The 18224-nt window shown below is 69.0% G+C and carries 16 protein-coding genes and 3 pseudogenes; 10 read left to right on the forward strand and 9 right to left on the reverse strand.

Features of this window, described 5'->3' with window-relative positions; genetic code table 11:
- Position 1 precedes the first annotated feature (1 nt).
- On the reverse strand, positions 2–331 hold the full coding sequence (locus tag ACWC94_RS33795; protein WP_450801113.1) for a CU044_2847 family protein: 330 nt from the start codon (positions 329–331) through the stop codon (positions 2–4).
- A gap of 201 nt (positions 332–532) precedes the next feature.
- Between ACWC94_RS33795 and ACWC94_RS33800 the strand changes: the two genes are divergently transcribed.
- Positions 533–955, forward strand: a complete 423-nt coding sequence (locus ACWC94_RS33800; protein ID WP_450801114.1) for a hypothetical protein — start codon at positions 533–535, stop codon at positions 953–955.
- Positions 956–1428: 473 nt separating this feature from the next.
- Here ACWC94_RS33800 and ACWC94_RS33805 read toward each other — a convergent pair whose 3' ends face one another.
- On the reverse strand, positions 1429–4317 hold the full coding sequence (locus ACWC94_RS33805) for an NACHT domain-containing protein (protein ID WP_450801115.1): 2889 nt from the start codon (positions 4315–4317) through the stop codon (positions 1429–1431).
- Between the two features lie 31 nt (positions 4318–4348).
- Here ACWC94_RS33805 and ACWC94_RS33810 point away from each other — a divergent pair, with 31 nt between their 5' ends.
- Positions 4349–4870 carry a hypothetical protein gene (locus tag ACWC94_RS33810; protein WP_450801116.1) on the forward strand — a complete coding sequence of 174 codons (522 nt, stop codon included), beginning with the start codon at positions 4349–4351 and terminating at the stop codon, positions 4868–4870.
- A gap of 91 nt (positions 4871–4961) precedes the next feature.
- Positions 4962–5237 (forward strand): hypothetical protein, encoded by a 276-nt coding sequence (locus tag ACWC94_RS33815; RefSeq protein ID WP_450801117.1) that lies wholly within the window; start codon positions 4962–4964, stop codon positions 5235–5237.
- Between the two features lie 1434 nt (positions 5238–6671).
- Here ACWC94_RS33815 and ACWC94_RS33820 read toward each other — a convergent pair.
- Positions 6672–6863, reverse strand: coding sequence for a hypothetical protein (locus tag ACWC94_RS33820; RefSeq protein ID WP_450801118.1), 192 nt, complete (start codon positions 6861–6863; stop codon positions 6672–6674).
- A gap of 515 nt (positions 6864–7378) precedes the next feature.
- Here ACWC94_RS33820 and ACWC94_RS33825 point away from each other — a divergent pair.
- Both ACWC94_RS33825 and istB read left to right on the forward strand, forming a co-directional pair.
- Positions 7379–8431, forward strand: a complete 1053-nt coding sequence (locus ACWC94_RS33825; protein WP_450801119.1) for a hypothetical protein — start codon at positions 7379–7381, stop codon at positions 8429–8431.
- An 852-nt stretch (positions 8432–9283) separates the two neighbouring features.
- Positions 9284–10015 (forward strand): IS21-like element helper ATPase IstB, encoded by a 732-nt coding sequence (gene istB / locus ACWC94_RS33830; RefSeq protein ID WP_450801120.1) that lies wholly within the window; start codon positions 9284–9286, stop codon positions 10013–10015.
- A 231-nt stretch (positions 10016–10246) separates the two neighbouring features.
- Here istB and ACWC94_RS33835 read toward each other — a convergent pair whose 3' ends face one another.
- The 3 genes from ACWC94_RS33835 to ACWC94_RS33845 all read right to left on the reverse strand — a co-directional run bounded on the left by ACWC94_RS33835 (position 10247) and on the right by ACWC94_RS33845 (position 12410).
- Positions 10247–11065: an IS5 family transposase gene (locus tag ACWC94_RS33835; protein ID WP_450801121.1), complete on the reverse strand. Its 819-nt coding sequence runs from the start codon at positions 11063–11065 to the stop codon at positions 10247–10249.
- Positions 11066–11126: 61 nt separating this feature from the next.
- The gene (locus ACWC94_RS33840) at positions 11127–11474 is read right to left on the reverse strand and encodes a DUF6233 domain-containing protein (protein WP_450801129.1); all 348 of its coding nucleotides are present in this window, start codon (positions 11472–11474) and stop codon (positions 11127–11129) included.
- Between the two features lie 30 nt (positions 11475–11504).
- Positions 11505–12410 (reverse strand): LysR family transcriptional regulator, encoded by a 906-nt coding sequence (locus tag ACWC94_RS33845; protein ID WP_450801122.1) that lies wholly within the window; start codon positions 12408–12410, stop codon positions 11505–11507.
- Positions 12411–12549: 139 nt separating this feature from the next.
- Between ACWC94_RS33845 and ACWC94_RS33850 the strand changes: the two genes are divergently transcribed.
- Both ACWC94_RS33850 and ACWC94_RS33855 read left to right on the forward strand, forming a co-directional pair.
- Positions 12550–13368: a 3'(2'),5'-bisphosphate nucleotidase CysQ gene (locus ACWC94_RS33850; RefSeq protein ID WP_450801123.1), complete on the forward strand. Its 819-nt coding sequence runs from the start codon at positions 12550–12552 to the stop codon at positions 13366–13368.
- A 42-nt stretch (positions 13369–13410) separates the two neighbouring features.
- A complete protein-coding gene (locus tag ACWC94_RS33855) occupies positions 13411–14007 on the forward strand; it encodes an NADPH-dependent F420 reductase (RefSeq protein ID WP_450801124.1) in 597 nt (198 codons plus the stop codon).
- Between the two features lie 327 nt (positions 14008–14334).
- Here ACWC94_RS33855 and ACWC94_RS33860 read toward each other — a convergent pair whose 3' ends face one another.
- Positions 14335–14826, reverse strand: coding sequence for a nuclear transport factor 2 family protein (locus ACWC94_RS33860; RefSeq protein ID WP_450801125.1), 492 nt, complete (start codon positions 14824–14826; stop codon positions 14335–14337).
- A gap of 55 nt (positions 14827–14881) precedes the next feature.
- Positions 14882–15880, reverse strand: coding sequence for an NADP-dependent oxidoreductase (locus tag ACWC94_RS33865; protein WP_450801126.1), 999 nt, complete (start codon positions 15878–15880; stop codon positions 14882–14884).
- A gap of 122 nt (positions 15881–16002) precedes the next feature.
- Here ACWC94_RS33865 and ACWC94_RS33870 point away from each other — a divergent pair, with 122 nt between their 5' ends.
- The 3 genes and pseudogenes from ACWC94_RS33870 to ACWC94_RS33880 form a co-directional block, all read left to right on the forward strand.
- Positions 16003–16878, forward strand: a complete 876-nt coding sequence (locus tag ACWC94_RS33870; RefSeq protein ID WP_450801127.1) for a LysR family transcriptional regulator — start codon at positions 16003–16005, stop codon at positions 16876–16878.
- Positions 16879–17208: 330 nt separating this feature from the next.
- Positions 17209–17484: pseudogene (locus ACWC94_RS33875) on the forward strand (hypothetical protein); the annotation flags it as partial.
- Between the two features lie 91 nt (positions 17485–17575).
- A pseudogene (locus ACWC94_RS33880) lies at positions 17576–17734 on the forward strand (RICIN domain-containing protein); the annotation flags it as partial.
- A 114-nt stretch (positions 17735–17848) separates the two neighbouring features.
- Here ACWC94_RS33880 and ACWC94_RS33885 read toward each other — a convergent pair.
- A pseudogene (locus ACWC94_RS33885) lies at positions 17849–18013 on the reverse strand (transposase); the annotation flags it as partial.
- Between the last annotated feature and the right edge of the window lie 211 nt (positions 18014–18224).

Genomic DNA, 18224 nt, shown 5'->3' on the forward strand with positions numbered 1-18224 from the left:
ATCAATCCATGTACTCATTCCCGGCTCGATCGCCGGGCTCGCTCCTCTTCCAGGTCATGGTGATCCGGAGATGACTGTTGGCGCTGCTCTTGGTGATCACGGCCCCAGCCTCGACCGCGAGATCGACGCCGAACTCGACCGTGATCTCGTCGGGGGACGCCTTACGTAGCTCGTCGAGTGCGGCGCGCGATGCCCGGCTCACCGACCTCAGCGCGCCCTGCAGCGTCTCCGGCAGCTCGGACACGGCATCACCGATCCGCCCCCCCACGGCAGGCGCTTCGACCAGGATCGAGCCGCCGTCCTCCAGAGAAACGCGGGCGAGATGCGCCAAATACCCCTCCCGGTTTGCACGTCGACGAATTCGAAAGGGTAAATTGCAGCCTTTTCCGTCAGTCTCCCCCTTGCCTCCGGTCATGGCAACCCTCGGCATTTCGGGCCATTCTGCACCGGGGTAGAAAAGTTGACGCTGAAACATTTCTCGAAATGCGTACCAGTGACGAACGCTCGCGGGCCGCGACACTCTCCCCCGAGCGTGGAGCTCGCCGTGTACGCAGACGGTCGGGTCCTGCTGCGTTCCCGACAGGGCATGGACATGATCGGCTCGTCTCCCGACATCCGGTCGGCGGCCGTCGCGCAGCTGGACAGGCAGCAAGCGCGGCAGATCTTCTCCGAGCTCAGCTCAGGGCACGCCATTGTGCGATCACGCGGCTGGTGGAAGCCTCAGCGGCCCAGCCTCGAGACCTGCGGGAAGAACGTCTCTCAACACGAGATCTTCCATGCCGAGATCGACCAGGCCGTCGACGAGCTGGCATCCTACGACCAGGTGATGGACCGCTTCCGCGGACAGCTGGGGAGGCAAAGGGGGCTAGCCGAGCACACCGAGCCCGAGCACCAGGATCAGGACATGCCCAAGCAGAAGGCCAGCGCCACCTGGCTCTCGCGCTTCCGAACCTGATCTGGGCGAGCTTCCCGTCGGCGGCGCGGGCAAGCCTAGGCGCACCTGGACAAGCCCGCGTTGTCGGTCGGGGCACGCGATGGCTACATGTACCGCCATGGCGCGTGAGCGGGTGCGGTGGCCGGCCGTGGTGGACCGGGCGCGCGTGTAGGCCTGTCGGGTGTCGGCGGCGCCTCCGCGCTGCCCGGCCGCTACACCGGGGCCGGGGTAGGAGTTTGCTGGGCTGTCTGCTCGCCTTTCCCCAAGGCCGCCGCCACCGCCCCCGCGTCACAATCGGTGAGATTCCCCCGCCCCACACTGCCGTGAACGATCCGCAGTCCGGCTCGTCACTGACCCATCAAACAGGCCCTAGTCTGCTTCGATGCTGAGCTCGGGGTCCGGTTCCCACACGCGCAGGGCTACGGGGGCGTCGGGGTCGAGGTTCTCAGGGTCGCCGGCCGGGGAGCCAGCGGCCGCGGCCGTGCCTGTCCTGTTCAGCCTGGCGGTGGTGATACCGGTGTGGCGGAGTTGGCGAGTTGTTCTTGGACTCGTGCGTGTCGGAATTCGTAGGCGGCGCCGGTTTGTCGGAGGACTCCTCGTTGGTGGGCTTCTTCCAGGAAGGCCATCAGGCGCCAGGGGAGCCGGCGGGTGCCGCACAGCCACAGCCGGGTGATGAGGAACCAGCCCCAGGCGCTGAGGAAGACAGCGAGGGGGCCGGCGAGTAGCCAGGGGATAAACATGCCTGTGACAAAGGAGCTTTTCCACCACTCGCGAGTGGTTGGCAGAAAGAGCCCCAGGATCCTGGTGGTGATGGCGATCGCCAGGAGGGTGACGCCCCGGGTGATGACGGTGGCTCTGTCGGTGCGCAGACTTGCCTGGGGGCTGATGGCTTGTGCGGTGTCGGCCGGGTAGACCAGCCAGGCGTGGACACCGGCGGCAAGCCCGGCGACCAGTGCCAGGGCCAGACCGATGGCCAGGCCCCACCGCATCATGCCGAAGAAAAGGGTGCTGGGCGGGGCCGCGAACAGCCACGCGAGTGATCGGTAAGGCAGGTGGGAGTGGAAGCCGCCGTCTTCCACGTAGGTGCCGTTGGGGAGCTGCACGTCCAAGTGGTAGTTCCCGCCTTTACGCACGCGTAGCTGGATGCGGCCGTGGAAGGCGGTGCAGCGTGCGCCCGGAGAGCAGGGCCAGTGCGCGGCTTCGGCGGTGGACGCGGCAGCGAGGGCCCACCGGGTTCCGTCGGGGTCCCGTTCGACGACGCCGTCGACTGGGCCGGGTGACTGGAGGTAGCGGGCGCCGTTGCGGCGCAGGCCCTCGATCCAGCCGTCGGAGGCGGTCACGTAGCGGGTACCGTCGGCCAAGCGGTGGACGTGTCCTTCGGGGAAGTCGTCACGCAGAGCGGCGCGTACGGCCAGTGGAGCGGCGATGGAGAGTCCGTAAACTGCTCCGAACGACATCCCTGTCAGCAGGCCGACGACGAGCCCCTGCCACAGTAGGCGGCGCAGACGTGTGCGATGAGCCTGCCGCGTCGATCCAGCGGGAATGGTTTGGGCGGTGTCTTCTGGTCTGTTGCGCAGGCCAAGCGCGACCAGCCCGGCGATCACCACTCCGATCACCACGCTCTGCCACAAGCGGGAGGGGTTGAATGACAATGTGATGAGGTAGGTGGAGGCTGCGGTCAGCAGTACGATCGCGGTCGAGGTGACCAGTCGCCACCTGCCGAGCGGCGCGTTCAGCGGCAGTGGTTCGCCGAGGATCCCCAGCACGGCGAGGGCAGCGGCAGCGGCCACACCCCAGCCGACGCCTCCCATAGCGTCGAGAAGCCATCTCGCGACGCCGGGTTCGATCTGCGCCTCGCCGAACCAACTTGTGCTGAAGCCACAGCTGTACATGATGCCGGCGAGCGCGGTGATGGCAGCGAGGAACGCCGACACGCGCGGTGCCTGGCGGAGATCGAGGATGCGTCCGGCAGCTGATGCGCGGTGGCCGTACGAGAGGACCAGGTAACCGAGGCACACTCCTACGGTGAAGGAACCCAGGTTGGAGGGCCCCTCGCTTGTCGGCGCCCATGCCCAGGCGGTGATGACGGCCAAGCCACCCAGCAGGAGGATGGGCCCTAGTCTGCGCAGCGGCCAGGGCAGCTCCAGGCGGAGCTGCCACCAGGCCAGTTGTCGGGTGGCCTGCCGCTGCATGTGCCCGGCGAGGTAGCGCAGCCAGCGGTGGGCCTGTTCAGTATGAGGGCTGTCGCCGAAAGCCGCCGGCACGTATGCCTCGAGCAGGTGGCGCTCGAGCACGGCCGGCTCGCCGAACCGGTCCTGAAGCAGTTCGGCAGGGTCGTTGCCGGTTTCGCTGTAGACGGCCCGGGCCATTGCCACCATCAACGGCGTGGCCAGCGACTGGCGCAGGGCCTGGGAAACCGGTGTGTGCGGGTGTGCGCGCAGGTGTGCGAGGACGGGGTCCCAGACAGTGGCGCGCTGCCCGCCCGCTCCCCGCACGGGCCGAGCGGTTCTTGCCAGGTAGGTGCTCGCCGTTTCGAACGTGAGGGGCAGCAGCTCGACGACCGTAGCGGCCGTCAGCACATCTCCCGTCTCCACCGCCTTCGTGTACGCCGCTGTGCGGCAGGTCAGCAACACCGGTTCCCCCGCGTCCAGCTCCGCGTTGAGCCGGCGCAGGGCCGTGCCCCACGAGGACTGAGGCGTCTCGTCCAGTCCGTCCAGCACGGGCAGCACGAAACCAGCCGCCAAGAGCTGCCTGGTCCACGGAGCGCCGGGGTAGGTGGCACGCAGGTGGGAGGCCATCCAGTCACGCAGGCGCTCCCGCTCGGGCTGCCATCCAGACACAGGAAAGACCACCGGCACCCGATCGCCAGCAGCGCGGTGCGCGAGACGCTCCAAGACGAATCGAACAGCGAGCACGGTCTTCCCGCTGCCCGGCTCACCCAGAACCACGAGCCGCCGCGCTGGCAGCCTGTCGAAGGCCGACGAGATGCCGTCTGGCCCCTCGCCCGGCTCCACTGTCACGCCGCTGCCTTCAACGGCATCAGCAAGCCAGGCCTCAGCCATCGACCAGTGCACCTGGAACGGGTAAGGGTCCTGTAGCCGGCGCAGCCGCCACTCTGCCTGCCACTGCTCGCGCACCGCAGCCGCGAGCCGCCCGGCCAGCCGCTCCAGCCGCTCTCCTGACCAGGCACCCTCGGCAGACTCTTCAGCGGCCGATCTGCTGCGCCAGAGATTGACGGCCAGTCCGGTAACTGAAACCCCTAAGCCGAGCACAGCCGTCAGGGTCGCCGGATCGTCCAGTTTTCCTGCGCGCAGGGCAACGAGCAGCACGCCACCCGTGACCGCTACCGCCCCCAGCCAGATGCCATGTCGCAACCACCGCATTGCACTGAGGATAGAACCATGATCACGCTCTGTGAGTAAAGCACGCCGGAAGGGCGAGGCGCACGACGGTTTCCACATGTACGACGGCAAGCTGCCCATCGTGGTCACCGGCATGAAGCAGCTGAAGGAGCACGGTCCGGCCGGGGCGATCTTTAGACGCTTCGGCCGCCCGCGGAACCAGACGTTCCTGGAGGCGATCGGCAACCCCCGCCGCGAAGCCCACGACGCCCGCCAGCAGGCCGAGTACGAGGCCCGCGAGCGGGAGTGCAAGGAGCAGCTGTGCCGCGCGGCCGTCCAGCAGAGGGCCGAGCGGGAGGTCCGCCGTCCCGTGTGTGCCGGCTGTGGCGCCAGGTTCAGCGACGAACGGTGGAAGGCCATTGAGCCCGCCGGGTGGGATGTCCCACGGGAGACCCACCCGCACCTGTGCGACGACTGCATGCAGCGGGCCATCACCGCCGAACGCCAAGCCGAGTACACCGAGCCCGAGTACCAGGACCAGGCTGTGCCCGAGCAGAAGGCCGGCGGCACCTGGCTCTCACGCTTCCGCGGCTGACCAGGGCAAGCCTTTCGCCGATGGTGTGGGCAAGCCCAGGGTGCCCCTGGGCAAGCCCGCGCTGTCGGTGGCGGCTGGGAGGCTGGTACCCATGGACAGGGATGAGGAGTTGCTGCGCGGTCGGGTCTACGGAGAAGACCACGACCATCCCAGGCCCGGACCGAAGCCCGGCCGGGCCTACGCCGAACTGGTCGGCGGCCCGCTGGACGGCCTGCTGCTCGACATCACCGGTTGGACGCAGGACGAGATCGACACCGGCGTCATCCTCCAGACCGAGCTGGGGCAGTTCGGCGCAGGCGGCCGGGCCATGTACGACCCGCGCCCCGGCGACCCGGCCCGCTTCGATTGGACCGGCGACACTCCCTGACCGCCCTGGGCCGGCTCGCCCACCGAACCGGCTCGGGGCACGCTGGGGGGCGTGACCATCGTGCCGATCGTCGTGCACCGGCCTGCCGGAACGGGCGATCGGAGAGTCATCGTGCACTGCTGCGGTCGGACGGGAGACCTCGGCACCGCCTACAGCGACCACGACCTGGTCGTGTTCCTTGAAGACGCTGAGACTTCCGGTGCGATGTGCCGGGTTGGTGTCAGTGGGTGGGTGGCGGTGACGGCTTGTCAGGTTGGGGTGTTGTCGCTGGTCCCGCGACGGCTACAACACCCGACATCGGCTCTTCACCGGCCTTCCTGAGGGGGTTGCCCGAGAGGCGGAGAATGGGATGCTGGCGCGCCTCAAGGGCGCAGGCCACAGGCCGCTGCACGGACGCGAGTACTACCCGCAAGCCGCCCTTGGACTGATTCTGGACTCGCTCGACGGGGACCTGACCCCTGCTGCCGACTCCGTGGATAAGGAAGTAAAGGCATTGACCGGTTGATCGCGCGCACCAACGGCAAGGTGGCAGCTCCGTCATGGTCGACCAGCCCCCCAACTCCCGCGTCGAGCACTGGTTTGGTGTCCGTGGGTGGGTGTCAGTGACGGCACGTCAGAACTGGGTGTCTTCGCTGGTGGGGTGCTGAGGAAGGGCGGGGTCACTGCCGTGGGGCGGTGCGTGCGGCGGCCGCGGCTGTCATGGGGCGGGACACCCCACTCCGCTCCACTGTCTTGAGAACGGCACTTCTGATCCTTCCGAGGACTGCACGGCGGCACGGTGGTCGGTGACGGTTTCCGTGGGCGGAAGGGTGTGCGGTGGGGGAGCCGGGGCGTGGGGTGAAGTCACGGCGGAGCTGAGGGTGTCCAGGCCGGTGCTGGTTGCGCGGCTGCTGGAGCTCGATGCGGCCGGGGCGTTGACGACGGCGCATGTGCGTGCGGGCGCCCAGGTCGGCGGAGTGAATGTGCGCACGGTGTGGCGCTGGCTGGAGGCGGCGCGGACCGAGGGCCGCATGGAGCGCAGGCCGCGGGCCCGGCTGGAGGTGTCCGACCAGGCGTGGGAGGTGCTGGCGCAGGCGGGCGGGAACGTGGCGGCGCTGCACCGGCATATGAAGGAGGCCGGGGGCCAGGTGCCCTCGCTGGCGTCGTTGCACCGGGTGGTGCGCCGGGACCTTCAGGTCGGAAGGGTCCTGCCGGACCGCGCGGTGGTGCGGCGGGAGCGGGATGAGCAGCAAACGCGGCAGGCCTGGCTGACCTCGCCCTGGCCGGGCCGCAGGGGGCGGCGGCTGGCTCTCCCGCTTCCGCACCTGACCCGGGCAAGCCGCGGCGACCGACCACGCGGGCAAGCCCAAAGGAAGCCCTGGGCAAGGCCGGCGAGTGCGGAGAAGAGGACGCACATGCCCAGCACGAGCATCAGGACCACGAGCAGCTGCACGGTCACGCGGCACCCCGCTGCTTGCGCAGGTGGGTACCGGCCTTGGTGTGAAGCTGCTCGGGGATCCAGATACGCCGCTCGCGGGCCGCGTCGTACAGGACGCCACGGAAGCGGGTCTTGCGCATACGGACCGCGGCGTGGGTGATGTTCAGCGCGTCCGCGATCTCGGTGTCCACGTAGCCTTCGACGGTCATGCGGGCTCTTACGACGCGCGCAGGTCACAAGCAGTCGCCTGGTTGTACAGAGTCATGTGCAGAGCAGAAGTGTGAATGTCACACACCGCTCCAAGTTTTTTCGGCGGCAGCAATTTTGGCCGCTGCAGATTGCTGAGCGCACCCAACGGATCTCGGTAAATGCGCCGTTCGCAATGACGGCTGCATCTCGCGGAAGGGGCTGGCCGGGGAGCCGGAGCTGGATCCCGCCGCTCCCGACGACCTGTGTGCCGTCACAGGAATCTGTCCACAGGGAGATCGTTTTAGCGTCCTCGTCCGGCGTGGGTGTCCGCTTCCGGCAGCACCGTGACGGCCCACGCACACCTGGCACGAAGGGCGCTCGACGGCATGGCGCAGACGAAGTTCGACAAGCAGCTGGAGGAGTCCATGGACTCCCTCGTGCGCGGCATTGGCCGCGTTCTGGCCGGCCGGGACCTGGACGGCGTGAAGCGGACCGACGCCACGTCTGGCGCGCGGGCACCCGCGTCCTGCCGAAGGTGGAGGGCAAGGTCCGGCGCCGCTCCTACAAGCCCGGATGGCGACGCCTGTCCTTCCGCATCGCACTGGGGGCCGGCGTCTGGGAGATCGGCTACCTGGCCACCCAGGACCTGGACGCCACCGTGCAGAACACCCAGGAGCTGTGGCACAACCGGGAGCAGGTCCTGGCGACGCTGGAGAGCAGCGGCATCGGCGCGGCCTCCGTGCTGACCGTGGGCACCGCGGCGTACATGGCGCTGACCCGCGAGCGCCGGGAGCTGATGCGCGAGTGGGTCGTCCCGCTGCACGAACCCATCCACCGGCCGCTCGGGCTGGCAGAGCAGACCGACCCGCGCCGCTACCCGCACATCCCGAAGAACTTCTCCGACGACGACGCGGAGATACGGATCGACCTGCCGGGGCACCTGGACTTCTCCCGCGACGTCATCGCGGACCGCATCACGCAGAAACTCGCACTGGAGGGCGTGACGTTCGACCGGCACCCCAAGGGCAGCAAGCCGTACGTGCGGGTGAAGAAGACCGCTCCCGGCGAAGGCCCCCTTCAAAAACCCCAAGGTCCGCGAGCTGGTGGTCAAGGCCCCGGAGTCCGCGCCCATCATCGGGCTCGGCACCGGCGGGCGGATCGTCTCCGTCGACCTGGACGCCGACTCCCCGCACATCCTGGTCAACGCCTCCACCGGCGGCGGCTGTGCTGCATCGTCTGCCAGATGCTTCACCACGGCTCGCTCGTGTTCGTCCTCGACACCAAGCGCATCTCCCACCCGTGGGCCCACGGCATCGACGGCGTCACGTACTGCCGCGACATCGCCGACATCCACGACCAGCTCATCGAGCTCGGGCAGATAGGTCGGCTGCGCACCCGGATCGCCGACGAACTCGGCATCGACGCCGACCCGAAGGCCATCGGCCCACGGGTGCTGATCCTCCTCGAAGAGATCAATGCCACCATGAAGCAGCTGGCCCGCTACTGGGAGAAGATCCGCGAGTCCGGCGACCCGAAGGTCTCCCCGGCCGCCGACGCCCTCAACGAGATCCTCTACATGGGCCGCTAGCTGCGCATGCACGTGCTCCTGGTCGCCCAGTCCGCCACCGCCCGCGCCCTGGGAGGCCCGGAGGGCCGCGGGCAGTTCGCCACCCGCATCCTCACCCTGATGTGCTTGCGTGCGGTCTCGCGCCGTCTTGCGTCGACACCTGGGGATGAGTGGTGGTATGACCCGGTCGGCGACAGAAGAGGGGCCGCCGGGACTTAGCAGCTCGGATTCTGCCACGGTTCCAGAGTCGACCAGTGAGTCATCGATCCATCAACGGTGCGCGTGGGGAACGGAGTTCAGAGTTTAATGACGTCCTCCCTGTGCAAGATTATTGCGAACAGTGCCAACTCGTCGGACCGATCGGGATCGATGGCCCGGATGGAGCGTGAACGCCAGCACCTTCCTCCGGCGCAGGTTCGTCCCTCACTCGAAAGTTAAGGAGACACGGTCGGCGGGCCCTCGAAGATTGCAGGGGGTAGAGCACTCTAGACAGAGCGGCTACCCGCCGCTCAGGGACGAAGGGATATTGTGTGATGGCGCACACCACTGACCCGTGAGCCGGGGGCTGCTGGGCGCGCTCGGCACCAGCGGCGCCGCAGCCATTCTCGGAGTAGCTCCACAGGTTGCACTCGCGCTCCTCGCTCTGGCCCTGATCGTGCTAGTCGGCCTCTTCATGCCGGCAGTGTGGTCAAGGCGCCCGGAGAGGAGGCGTGATGCGCGCCTTCTGGCCTTCCGCATCATCCGCCTATTCGAGCGGCGGAGGTGACCATGGTGGGCAGTAAGGCGCGCCCTCCTCCTTGACCTTGGCCTTCGCCACGAAGGCCTGAAGGGGCGGCCCCCAAGGCCGCCCCTTCTTCGTGCCGGCACTGCGCTGTGCCGCCCTTCCGGGTGGCCCTTGCCTCTGGCGTCTTCACGAGGGGGCGGCCTACCGGCCGCCGTAGCAGTTCGCCGTTGTCCTACCTCGGCTTCCTCGCCGAGCTCTTGCTGGCCGAGTGCGACGACCGGGCCCGCCGCTGCTCCGAGCGCCGCATCAAGGCGGCAGGCTTCCCCCGCGACAAGTCCTTGCGGAAGTTCGGCTTCGAGGCCAACCCCAACATCGACGCAGCCATGATCCACACCCTCGCCAAGTGCGAATGGATCAAGAAGGGCCTGCCCCTCTGCCTCATCGGCGACTCCGGCACAGGCAAGCCTCACCTGCTGATCGCACTGGGCACCGAGGCCGCGATGGCCGGCTACCGGGTCAAGTACGTCCTGGCGACCAAGCTGGTCAACGAACTGGTCGAAGCCGCTGACGAGAAGCAGCTGACCGAGACCATCGCCCGTTGCGGCCGCGTCGACCTGCTCTGCATCGACGAACTCGGCTACATGGAACTCGACCCCGGCGGCGCCGAACTCCTCTTCCAGGTCCTGACCGAACGCGAGGAGAAGAACAGCGTCGCCATCGCCTCCAACGAGTCCTTCAGCGGTTGGACCAAGACCTTCACCGACCCCCGTCTCTGCGCGGCCATCGTCGACCGCCTCACCTTCGGCGGCAACATCATCGAGACCGGCACCGACTCCTACCGTCTCGCCACCACCCGCGCCCGGGCTGAGCAGCATGCGTGAGCGGCAGCGGCAGGTCGAGGGATTGTTCGCCGGGCGTGTGTCGTTGCACAGGGTGTGAGGGTGAAGGGGACAGTGTTCGGGGCCTCATCTATTGCCTGCGGGGGCGATTGTTCGGCTGAAGCCCCACAGAGCCTTTCGCCGTGTAGGCGACCGCCCTTCGTGATCGCACCCTTTTCAGGGTCGGCTCCGGACAGCGCACGCTGTCTGGAGCCGACCGTTGTCTAAGAGGTCCTAACAAGGGCGTTGGACGTGGCGGTGGGTGATGAGGCAGGTGGCGAGGCCGAGGAAGGCCTCGTGGATGTCGTCTCGTCGCTCCCAGCGGATGCGCAGGCGGCGGAAGCCGTGGAGCCAGGAGATGGTCCGCTCCACGACCCAGCGGAAGGTGCCAAGGCCCGTGCCGTGCTGTCGGCCGCGTTCAGCGATGACGGGCCGGATCCCGCGTTGCCGCAGGAGGCGGCGGTACTTGTCGTGGTCGTAGCCGCGGTCTGCGAACAGCATGTCGGGCCGGCGTCTGGGCCGGCCGACGACACCGGCCACGGCCGGGACCTTGTCCAGCAGGGGCAGCAGCTGGGTGACGTCGTTGCGGTTGCCGCCAGTCAGTGATACCGCGAGCGGGATGCCCTGGCCGTCGGTGAGGATGTGGTGCTTGCTGCCCGGACGTGCGCGGTCGACCGGGCTGGGACCGCTTTTGGGCCCCGCCGGGCCGCCCGCACGTGGGAGGGGTCGGTCACCGCCCACGACCAGTCCAGCTTCTTCGCTGAGCGCAGCTTCTTCAGCAGGACCACGTGTAGCTGGGTCCCGCACGCCGGCTTCGTTCCAGGCGGCCAGGCGCCGTGAGCAGGTCATGCCTGAACCGAAGCCCAGCTCCTGGGGCAGGTACTCCCACTGGCTCCCGGTGTGCAGCACGAACAGGATCCCGCACAATGCCTGCCGGTCCGGAACCCGCGGCCGGCCTGAGACCAGCTTCGGTCCCGGCTCGGGCAGCAACGGCTGGACCGGCGACCACAGTTCATCCGACACGATCCACGGCCGCGACTGACGCTTCCCCACGACCTGACCAGCGAACAGTCCCGCCGGTAGTCACATGATCAACGACTTCTGTTGGGACCAGTCAGTCGATGATGCCGGGACCTGCGTCGGGTCGGCAGTGAGTGCAGGCGCTGGTGGAGTCGGCGAGCAGACGGCGGGCTTCGTCCTGTTCGACGGATCGTCGTCGTTTGCCTGCCATGTGGCAGGTGCCCCGGTGGACCCTGCACCGGTGGCCGGCCGATACCGATGCCGAGCTCGAGATCCACTCGGGCGGCTCGGGCTTCGTCCGCCGGCCGTGGTCCTGTTCAGGTTGGTTGTGTATGCCCCCGGCTGGGGGTTGGTGCTCTGGTGCGGGTGCGGGTGCGGGTGCGGGTGCGGGTGCGGGTGCGGGCAGGGGTCGGTCGTGCGGCGTTGGGGTGGTCGGGTGGATGTTTTGGGTGAAGTGGCCGGGCGGTGCCGGCTAGGACGCTGCGTTCATGGCCAGCGTGGTTCGTGCCAGCCCGCGTAGCCAGGTGTGGGCGTGGTCGGTGTCGTAGCGCTGATGCCATGACAGGTATATCGGTGCCGATGGCAGTTCGAGTGGGAGGGGGAGCGCGACCAGGCCGGGGTCGGCGACCGCTGACCGCGTGGTGGTTTCGGGGACGGTGATCAGGAGGTCGGAGGCGCGCGCGAACTCCAGCGCGGCTGCTTCTGTGGGTGCGGTCGCCACGACGCGGCGGGTGAGGCCGAGCCGTGCGAGGGCGTCGTCGAGGGCGTTGGTGAGGTTTCCACGTCGTGAGACGGTGACGTGCTCAGCGGCGGCGTACCGCTTCGCGGTGACGGTCCTGACGCGGGTGAGGGGGTGCCCCTGCCTCACGACGATGACGAGGCGGGTCTCACCCACCTTCTCGGCTCGGATGTCCGGTGCGTTCGGCCGGTTGGCGTTCGCCTCCAGGTCGACCTCGCCGCGTCGCAACTCGGGGGTGTCGATGCTTGATTCCGCGACGAAGCGCAATCGCACGCCGGGCGCCTGTCCGCGCACGGCGGCGAGTAGTGCGGGGCCGCTCAGGGCGACGAGGGAATCGTGCCAGCGGAGTGTGAAGGTGCGCTCCAGTGTTGCCAGATCGAGTGCACGGCTCGGTGCCAGCACCCCCTGGACCTGGTGCAGCAGTTCGTGCACCTGTTCCCGGACGGCGATCGCGTACGGCGTCGGGGTCATCGTGCGGCCGGTGCGCACCAGGATCTGATCCCCGGTCGTGCGACGGATTCGGCCCAGACTCCGGCTCATCGCGGGGGCGGTGACGTGCAGGCGTGCCGCCGCCCCGGCCACACTGCCCTCCTCCAGCAGCGCGTCGAGCGCGGCGAGCAGATTCAAATCCAATTGCATGTGAGTAACCCTAGCCGTGCTTTACATGCATTTGAAGTTAATGAATGGGGTGCATACCGTTGAGGTGAAAGCGCAGGAAGTAACGCGCAGTTCGGCCTTCGACCGGCCTCAGCATCCCTCCTCAGACGGGAGTATCACCATGTCCGAAACGCTTCAGACCACGGACGTCGCCGCCCTGGACGCCGACGTGCTCGCCCAGACCGCGATCGCCGTGCGTGAGGCGGGTTCGGCGCTGCGCGAGCGCTTCGGCGAGGTGGTCCGCTACCGGACCCGCGAAGAGCTGATGCGCGCGCTCGCCGCCAACGACGAGATGGCCCTCGACATCCTGCGCCCCCGCCTCACGGGCCTGCGCCCGGGCGTCGGCTGGGTGGAGGACGAGCTGGACGGCGGGGCGCTGCCGCCCGGCGAATGGTGGGTCGTGGATCCGGCCGAAGGTAACGTCAACCACGTGCACGCCCTGCCGGAGTGGGCGGTGACCGCCACCCTCGTGCGTGACAACCAGCCCGTGCTCACCGCGGTCCACCTGCCGTTGACCGGCGAGACCTACACCGCGCTCACCGGCGCGGGCGCCCACCTCGACGGCCGGCCGCTGCGCGTCTCCCAGAGCGCGGACCTCGGCCTGAGCATCGTGGCCACCAGCCAGGCCCGGCCGGACGAGGACGAGAAGGTCGTGCGGCGCGTCGGCTCCTCGATCACCGCGATGCTCTTCGACGCGCTCGTCGTCCGCACCGCCGTGCCCGCGACTCTGCACCTGCTGAATGTGGCCGCCGGCCGGATCGACGCCTTCTGGCAGTTCGCCGGCGCCCGGGCGGACCTGCTCCCCGGAGCGCTGCTCGTCAGCGAGGCGGGCGGACAGATCTCCGACGCCGAGGGCCGCCCCTGGGCCCCGCAGAGCGAAAGCTTCCTGGCCGCCGCGCCCGGCGTCCACGCCCAGGCCGTCGCCACCCTCTCCCGCTGACCGCGCACCACAGCCCGCACCCACGAACAGGGGCACATCATCATGACCACGATCGCAGTTCTCGGAAACGGCCGTGTCGGCGGCGACCTGGCCACAGCCCTCACCCGGGCAGGGCATGAGGTGACCGTCGCGGACCGTACGCCGGGCGCCGCCGCCGGCGCCGCCCGCACAGCCCGGATCGTCATCAACGCCACCCCGGGCGCCGGCTCGTTGGACCGGCTCGTCGCCCTGTGCGAGGAACTGCGCGGCAAGATCCTCGTCGACGTCTCCAACGCCACCGTCGACGGACCGGACGGACTGCCCGCCGGCCTGATCTACCCCGGCTCAAGCCTCGCCGAGCAACTCCAGGAAGCGCTTCCCGAAACGCGCGTCGTCAAGACCCTCAACACCATGCTCTTCCCGGTGATGACCGCGCCGGCCACGCTCACCCAGACACCGACCGCGTTCCTCTCCGGCGACGACCCGCGGGCCAAGCAGACCGTCCGCGAACTGCTCACCGACCTCGGCTGGCACAAGGAGTGGGTCACCGACCTCGGCGGGATCCAGACCGCCCGCGCCACCGAGGCCGCGATCCTCTTCGTCCCGCACGTGATTCGGTCCAGCGGATTCACACCCTTCGCGATCTCGATCGCCCGCTGACGGTCGCCCCGCGCCGGCTGGACGTAGCCGGAGCCGGCGCGTGGCATGGATGGGTTCCCGGTGGCACACGATCGTGGCATGTACGGTCCGACGTGGTGGCGGAGTTGACGTTGGCCCAGGGGCGTCAGGCATGAACTCCCCTGAAAGTCAGAGTGCCGGCGTCCAGGTCGATGTCCGGGCCCGGCCCGGCAGGCTGATCCTGGCCGAGACGGCTCGGCAAGTACGATCGGCATGGCCCGCTGGCTAGAAGACGCTCGGATTCGGCTGCGGCCGCACCGCTTCGAACGCCGCATGGGTAGGGGCGGGTTCGGCCCGTACCGGACACTGTCAGTGGGACCGAAACTGCTGGCGTTCGACAACGCGTCGACCAGCCGGCCATTCCCCTTGAACAGGCCCGTACCGTTCGTCGTCGGCCCCATCGGTACCCGCGCGCTGGCAGGCACCCCACGATCCGCCGGACACACTGCCTGGCTGCGCCCGAGCGGCGGTGTCCAGCGTCAAGGTGAGCTCGGCGATCCGCCACCCACCGTCGGAGCGGCGCAGGCCGAACGTGTAGACCCCGGTCGAGATCATGTGGGTGCTCTCGCCGGTGTTCCTCGTCCGCACCAGATAGGCCCGCACCTCAGCGGTGACGGCATCCGTCGTCGTGACCACGACATTGCCCAGGTGGTGCCGCACCCTTCCGGTCTGGGCCGTGTGCCCGTCACGGAGGAAGCCGGGCACCGCCGCGCGTGCGGCGACCGGGCCGGGCACTGCCTGTCCGGGCATCGTAAAGGTCCAGGTGGTGTCTTCGGCCAGAAGCCCTTCCAGCTCGAGCACATTCAGCTCGTCCAGGGCGTGGGCGTAGTGCGCCAGGCCTGCTGGAGTTCGGCGATCACGAGACCACCGTCAGCACGGTCTTGCCTTGTATGTGGCCCTGCGCGGCTCGCATGTGTGCGCTGCCCGCCTCGGGCAGCGGGTAGGTGCTGTCCACCCCGACCTGGAGCTTGCCCTCGTCGAACAGGCGCCCGATCTCGGTGAGCTGGGGGCCGTTGGAACGCACCTGAATGTTCGAGACCGTGATGCCCAGGCGCGCAGTCTCTTGCGGGTCGTACGGGGCGAAGAACACCGGAAGCATGGTGCCGCCGCGCTTGAGTACGGTCAGGAAGCGTGAGCTGTCCGGGCCACCGACGGTGTCGATCACCAGGTCGACACCGCTGACCACGTCCGCGGCCTGCGTCCTGGTGTAGTCGATGAACTCATCGGCGCCGAGCTTGCGCAGGAACTGCTCGTGCCGGCTTGAGGCCACCGCGATGACGTGTGCTCCCTTCCATTTCGCCAGCTGCACCGCGAAGTGGCCCACTGCACCGGCGGCCCCGTTGACCACAACGGTCATCCCTGGCGTGATCGGCACCGGCTGGTGCACCTGGCCGGTGAAAGCAGACGGCACGTCGTGGCCGAGATCAACCAGGTACTGCCAGGCCGTAAGCACGGCCATCGGCGCCCCAGCCGCCTGCACGTGGTCGATACCGGCCGGCTTGTGAGCCAGGTGAGAAGCCGGCGCGGCCACGTACTCGGCGTACGTCCGGCCGTCGAATCCGGGGAACCGCAGCATGCCGAAGACCTCGTCACCGACGGCGAACCCCCGCACGTCCGCAGCGACCGCCTGGACCACGCCCGACATGTCCGTTCCGGGGATCACAGGGAACTCCAGGGCCGGCCTCATCTCGGCCGGCATGACCTTCATCCCCTCACGCAGGTACCAGTCCGGCGGGTTGATGCCCGCCGCGTGCACCCGGACGAGCACTTCGCCCGGGCCGATCTGGGGAACCGGCACCTCGTCATACTGCAAAACTTCCGGCCCACCGGCTTCGTGGAACTGGATTGCCTTCATCGCGTCTGTCGCCTTCTTGGGGAAACGTTGCTCCTTGAGTCAAGGCCCACCGCGGCATCGCCGTCCAAGACCGATTCGGCAACCTGATCATTCCGAAACGGCATGCCCCGTACGCTGCCAGGGTGAACGATCTCGGCCAGGACCTGGAACTGCGGCTGGTGCGCTACTTCACCGTGGTGGCGGCGCACCAGCACTTCGGCCGGGCCGCCGCCGACTTGCACGTGGCCCAGCCGGCGCTGAGCCGCCAGATCCAACGGCTCGAAAGGTATCTCGGCACACGACTGCTGGACCGCGGACCCCAGGGCACCCGGCTCACTGCGGCAGGCCGGAGGTTCCTGCCCCGGGCCCAAGCCCTGCTGCAGGCCGCCCGCCAGGCCGAACTGGCCGTGCGTGAACAAGCCGAGATGGAACGAATCGCCATCGGCTACGTTGAAGACCTGGTCATCACTGCCGCCGTACGGGAACTGCGCCGCCGTTACCCGGACGCCGAGATCGCCACCCGGTACCTGAGCTGCCGCGACGTCGGGGCGCTGTCCGACAAGCGCGTCGACGCCCTGATCGCGCGGGCCCCGCTGCCGCTCGCCGACGACGACGTCGTCACCACCCCTGTGTACGAGGAGCCCCGGATGCTCGTGGTCCCGCGCGGCCATCCCTTGGCCGACCGCCCGTCGGTGACCGCGGAAGAACTGGCTGGCCAAGAGGCGGCACCGTGCCCGTTCGAGACCGCGGACTGGACGTCCTACCGGATCCTCGGGGCTGGCGTGCCGCCGATCGAGAGCTACGAGGACAAGCTCGAACTCGTCGCGAGTGGCCAGGCGATCGCCGTGCTACCGGTCGGTGATCGGCGTAGCTCACTGCGCCCCAACCTCGTCACCGTCCCGATCGAGGGCGCTCCTTTTAGCCAGGTTGTCCTGGCCAGCCGCAGGGGCGACCCAAATCCGATGATCAGGAATCTCCGGCTGGTGGCCAAGGCCGTCCTGACCGCCCCGGTCCCCTGACCGGGCTCGCCTTCTCCTGCAGTAAGGCGACGCGCGAGGGCCTGGAGGTGCGCATCCTGCGCAAGGACCTGGCCCACCTGGTGCCGTGGAAGCCGTTGCTGGAGCAGACCGTCGCCGACATCGTCTAGGACGCCCCGCACTGGGACTGCACGGTGTTCCAGCCGTGAGCCAGCGGGGCGGTGCGCTCTTCGGCGTTGCGGTCATCGGCGTGATTCTGCAGAACCGGCTCGACGGCGCGGTCACCGCGGCAGTGTTGCGGCGGGGGTGACGCCGGCTGCGGCGTCGGCACTGACCGCGGTCGCGTCCTCCTCGCTCAAGGGCGGGGAGATCGTGGAGCTCTGGAACTACAACAGCCGGCGTTGCCTGTCGGTCGGGGCCGGGAGCACGGCGGTCGGGGCGGGGAGCACGGCGGTCGGGGCGGGGAGCACGGCGGTCGGGGCGGGGAGCACGGCGGTCGGGGCGGGGAGCACGGCGGTCGGGGCCGGGAGCACGGCGGGCGGGGCCGGGATCATCCGGTGGTCCTGTTTCGGCGGCGCCGAGCAGTACTGGGGCCTTGACCCCATGCCGAACTCCGGCGGCGGCTACGGGGTTGTGAACAAGAACAGCGGCAAGTGCGCGGCCGGTCCGGCGAGTTCGCCGAACGCCGGCGTCCGGCTGATCCAGTACGGCTGCGACAAGGGGGGCGGAGCAGACCTGGTACTTCGACCGGAACCCGGACACGGGCTTCGCCCAGATGTGGAGCCGGGCGGGCGGCCTGTGCGCCGCGGTCGGCGCCTCGAGCACGACGCCGGGTGCCCCGGTCGTCCAGTGGTCCTGTTACGGCGGCGCCGAGCAGCGGTGGACGACCTCCGCCTGACCGCCGACCGGGCCGGTCACAGGCGGCCGTTGACCGACGTCTGGCCTGACGAAGCCGCGAGACGACCCGCCCGGGCCGCGTCCCTCGCCTTCCCCGGGCGAGGGGCGCGGCCCGGGCCTGCTGCCAGCGGCCGGGCCGCCGCCAGCGGGTCTGGCCGGAGCCGAAGCCCGGCTCCAGCGGCAGCTGCTGCCAGGTCATGCCGGTGTAGAGCACGAACAGGATCTGCTGCAGGCACGGCCGGTCGTCCACCGGCCTTCGGCCACCGCCTGATCGACGGCGAACTCGGCTCCAAGTGGCGGACGTCGCCGCCGTGCTGGAACACCCGCGCCGCCTGATCACCTGGAGCTGATCGGACGACCACGCGCAGCAGGGGTGGGCCCCCTCGCTCTGCGTGGACCGGGCTCACCCCTGCTTGTCACTGGCCGTCAGTTGAAGAGTACCGGCGTGCACAGCTGCGTGAGCTGGCCGTCACGCGAGTACAGGCAGACGG

Source organism: Streptomyces sp. NPDC001135, assembly GCF_053598395.1.